This is a genomic window from Syntrophobacterales bacterium, from assembly GCA_031274925.1.
Classification (GTDB): Bacteria; Desulfobacterota; Syntrophorhabdia; order Syntrophorhabdales; family Syntrophorhabdaceae; genus PNOM01.
The window spans coordinates 1-4,521 of the sequence record JAISPL010000031.1; the positions used below are offsets into that span (position 1 = coordinate 1).

Below are 4,521 nucleotides of genomic sequence, written 5' to 3' on the forward strand. Positions count from 1 at the left end.
GAGGAGATTGAGAAGTTGAATCTGTGAAATCATCTTTACAGGTATTGATCCAAGTCGGTTATCAACCCGTCGATCAATATCCTCGTGCCGTCTTCCGACTGCTCCAGTGTAATTTCTCCAGTTACGTTCCTTTGGCCTGCGAGTATAACTCCACGGACCGCCATGGGAGAGAGTCCCTCAACCAATTCATCACTCTCCACTCCTATGCCGCAGCCCCTGCCTACGGCGAGCACGTGTCGGTGCACACTGTTTTCATCCTTATCAGTGTAGAGAACGCCATCTTTGCCGGCCATGCCAAGGCTGGCGCCATACCTGTGAGATCGAAAGGTAATATGGAACTCTCTACCTCCCTCTGTAACTCTGTAAGTATTTGTCACATCAAGAGCCCCTGGGTCTCCGTTGACTACCTGATCTCCCGTTCTTCTTATTTTAATTTCCATATAAATCCTCCTGCCTAACCGTCTATCATTATACACTCCTTCTCCTTTTAAGGACAGGTCAAACTACTTCCGCCCCGGTCATCTATGGGTAGAGGCTCTGTCCGGTCAGGTCTCCCCGGGACGCGCCTTCTGGCCGGGTATCGAACTGTCAGGCCACAGAACAATTGAACTGAATGTATCTCGGGGCTCGCAACCGGACTCATGTTTGTCAGAAAGATTCGCAGACTGACGGAGCGTTTACACCCCCCATAAGGACCGTCTGTTGGAGAAAGATTTGACCGGATATAAGCGACCTGCTCTGATAAGGTACATCCCAGGAAAACAATACAGAATGGTTTTTGCAATCTGCACATCAAGAGAGAATTCGTTTTCATATATCTTAATCGGCCTCTGTTGCAAAATGCCGGCCGAATGAGAATCAATGCCTCTCACCATGGCGGCAAGATTGCTTCCTGAGAAAAGAGGCCGTGAGGGATCATATTTGGACGCGGTATTACTCAGGATCGGTCTTACCTTCGCGGTGACAAAACTTCCACCCCATGCTACTGGAAAAAAGCACGGTGTGCAATATTGTGCCACCGCGTGACCGCGCTCCATAGTTACCGGGCGAGAAAAGTTGATCATCAGGATAGGTTCCGTCAAACATGGGGGCACCAAGATCGGGAAGAATCAATTATCGAAGCAGAGTCGATAGTCACCGCGAGGACACGATTATTCCGAAGAGAACCCTTGATTCGTGCGCTAAAAGATGAAGGCATCCGGATGATCGAAAGCATGGGGACAGAGTGTCTGGAACTGAAAAAGGTCTGTATGGTCTTTCTATTTATGGAATCATCCCGGATTAAGAGGATCGAATATGCGATATTTCGTTTTTTTGTTGTAAACCATCCCGGATTAAGAGAGAATGGATTATTGGGTTAATGATTTTTTACGACGGCTTGTGGAAAAACAGAGAAATCCATAAAGATGTACAATACGAAGAAGACGATCTGGTTGCCTTAGTATCGCAATGACGCTCGGGGCGCACTCCTCTCACGCAACAAATTCAAAGATCCCCGGGAAACACTTGTGCAAAGTGTACTACTCTGGCTTGGAAGAGGTTTTATCTGAGGACCGCAAAGTCGTAAGGAGTAGTGACATTGAGATCTGGCTTGGGCTATCACAAGCCGGAAAAATAGATATGGCAGATCCTCATGCGTCAGGCGCCGACTGTGTCGGCTGCCACCGATTGGGTCTAGGCAAAACCTTCACGGTAATCGGCCGGAAAAAGTTTCTGGGCGCTTTTACCCGCAGTGAGATAAATATGATCAATAATAGCATGACTTCATGGATGGAATCTGGCTTCCTGGGAGTATTCTACGGTCAAAACAGCCTATTCTGCCGCGCGTGTCACAATGAGAACTTGATCTCTGATAGCCCAGAAACACACAAAAATTGGGCCTGCATGAAGTACCGCGGATCACTGGACAAAATTGCTTCAATCAAAAAGGACTGTATTAATCCATACAATCCTCATCTCAAAGAGATTGCTTGCATGACATGCCATCGTGACCATACGCCATCAACATCTTACTGTTCCAACCGCCATACTTTAAGCATAAAGATCCAGGGAGACACTCTGGACACGAAGAAGAAAGGGAAACAAAGACCTGTTGCGGCGGCACCTGACATTGCGGTGCCCAAGAATATACACTTTGAGAAAACCGACATAATGGCAATAGGATCGGTAGCAGCGAGACTCGTTGCCGCCATCACCGCCCGTGACATAGGCACAAAGATAGTCGTCCTCAAAAAACAGCCGATTACCGGTGGAAACAGCGTGCTGGCCGCCGACAGAATGAATGCGGCAGATATAAAATTTCAGAAGAAAAGGGGCATAACCAGCTCACCGGACCGCACGTACAAGGACAAAATGACAGGCGGCAAGCATCTCAATGACCCGGCATTGCCCAAGGTCTTTGCAGAAAAATCAATTGATTCGGTTGAACAGCTGACCAAGCTCAGAGCCGATCTCAGCGATATAGGGCGTCCAGGCGAGACAAGCGTGGACCGGGCCCACAAATCCAAAGGAGAAACCATCGTCTCGCACATCTTTAATGGGCAGATACATGATAACCTGAAACAGTTTGAGAGTTATCAATCCAATCTTGTAAAGCAAGACATCAACCCGAAAGGTCTCGCCGGAAAGATCAAAGTGCCGCCCCAGGAAGCCATGAAGACAACGATAAATAATTATAACGGATTCTATGCGTCGAATGCTGATTTGCAGTTCAAGCATCCCGATATACCGCTCCCGATAGAGGCACCGAACTATTATGCCATCAAAATAGCGCCTGACATTATACGATGAGTGGATCGAAAATCAAATACAGAGGCGAGGGGGATCAGTGAGGAGGGGGAATTGATCCAGGAATTTTTTGCCGCCGGTGAAGTAACGGGCAGCATACATGGAGCGAACCGTCATAATGGCAATTCCATTTTCAAAACTATTACTTTCGCGAGAATAGCAGATAAAAATGCGGTCAAGTTTGCAAAACAGATGGCAGGAAACATACAGAAGAAAACTGCCGTGCCCAAACCCTGATCATTTAAGGAGGTATACATGTCTTTTGAAAAAATAAACGGGCTCAATATCTATTATGAAGTCCACGGTGAAGGTGAGACTATCATGCTCCTGCATCACGGTTTCGGTTGCTCCAAAATATGGAAGAAGGTTTGTCCAGCCCTTGTTGACCAAGGTTATCGGGTTGTTATGTTCGACCGGCGCGGCTTCGGCCAATCGGACCGGGGGGGTAATTTTCAGGAATTTTACGAGAGTGACCGATACCGGACGGAAAGCGTAGAGGAATTAAAGGCCATCAAAGATACCTTGGGAATCAATAAGTGCCATATCGTGGGACAATGCGAGGGAGGCGTGGTTGGGGTCGACTACTCTGTGAAATATCCGGGAGAAGTTATGACTCTCACCACATCCAGTACCCAGTGTTACAGTGAAATCCCGATGACTGAGCTTAATTCCCTGAAGTTGGTCAATACCTACAGGGATTTGGCTCCTGCGTTACAGGCCCGGATGATTGAGTGGCATGGAGAGGAATTTGCGGAATGGAACTATAATCAGTTCGCTAAATCAGGTGGTGAATACGGCACCGGTCTTTTCGATCTAAGACCCATACTCCCTTTTGTTCCCTGCCCTACCCTGGTAATCTATCCTGACAGAAGTTCTATCTTTGATGTGGAACAATCTATCGCATTTTACCGCAATCTGATAAAAGGAGAGCTGGCAGTGTTCCCGAAATGCGGCCACAACACGTACGATCAGCGCCCGGACGATTATATTCGCGCCATAGTCGAGTTCATTGCCAGAATCACAAAGGGCAAAGAATCAAGAGAGGGGCGCCCCGAAATGACATGCTTGGCATAAATAAGTTCTTTGATCCAGGATTGGAGGACTGCCGCCTTGCGATATCCGGCCCCTGGTTTCCTCCGATAAAGCATTATTATAGATAGAGAAGAATATCAAAGAAGGCTTATGGAAGTAAACAAGGAAATAATCTAATGACTCGACAATATAGACAAAGAAATTACTCGCCAAATACCGGAAACTGGTCAAGGAAAATCAAATAAAGGGTCCAATTCACAGCAAAAGAAAACCAGACCGCTGTTTTTTTGCAAAAAAATATATGACATCTTAAGAATCAAGCGGCATACATTCACTGCCTTAACGGCCCAATATTACAAAGATGCTCAGCTTTCTCTAGGACCTGCAGATTCGCTGAAGTCTGCTTTATCAACAGACGGCTTCTCCTGATCGCACATAGGGAGGGAGCCAGAGGCTCTACTGCGTTTAATGATTTAAGACCGGACCTCATCCCGATTAAAAGCTTTCCTAGGGCCTGTCTAGCTGTCTACCCCCTTACGACTAACGGCATATACACCATACCTTACTTAAGAAGGTAAAAACTATGGGACATGTACTACATGCTCACGCCAGGACAACTCAGGTAGTGCGTAGAGAAATAATAAAATAGTCAAGAAAGCCTGATAAAGCTTGCAGTACATTATGGCGTGAATCTAAAAACTA

At 46.8% G+C, this 4,521-nt stretch carries 4 protein-coding genes; 3 read left to right on the forward strand and 1 reads right to left on the reverse strand.

All coding sequences use genetic code 11. The features are described 5' to 3' along the window. Window positions 1-35 precede the first annotated feature (35 nt). Window positions 36-440, reverse strand: a complete 405-nt coding sequence (locus LBQ00_05940) for a hypothetical protein (protein MDR2018393.1) — start codon at window positions 438-440, stop codon at window positions 36-38. Window positions 441-1,770: 1,330 nt separating this feature from the next. On the opposite strand from LBQ00_05940, the gene LBQ00_05945 reads away from it, so the two are divergent. From LBQ00_05945 to LBQ00_05955, 3 genes are read left to right on the forward strand one after another with little or no spacing between them, the layout of a single operon-like run. Beyond that, window positions 1,771-2,790 carry an FAD-binding protein gene (locus tag LBQ00_05945; protein MDR2018394.1) on the forward strand — a complete coding sequence of 340 codons (1,020 nt, stop codon included), beginning with the start codon at window positions 1,771-1,773 and terminating at the stop codon, window positions 2,788-2,790. Next, the gene (locus LBQ00_05950; protein MDR2018395.1) at window positions 2,791-3,024 is read left to right on the forward strand and encodes an FAD-binding protein; all 234 of its coding nucleotides are present in this window, start codon (window positions 2,791-2,793) and stop codon (window positions 3,022-3,024) included. A gap of 18 nt (window positions 3,025-3,042) precedes the next feature. After that, window positions 3,043-3,861, forward strand: a complete 819-nt coding sequence (locus LBQ00_05955) for an alpha/beta hydrolase (protein ID MDR2018396.1) — start codon at window positions 3,043-3,045, stop codon at window positions 3,859-3,861. The last annotated feature ends 660 nt before the right edge of the window (window positions 3,862-4,521 follow it).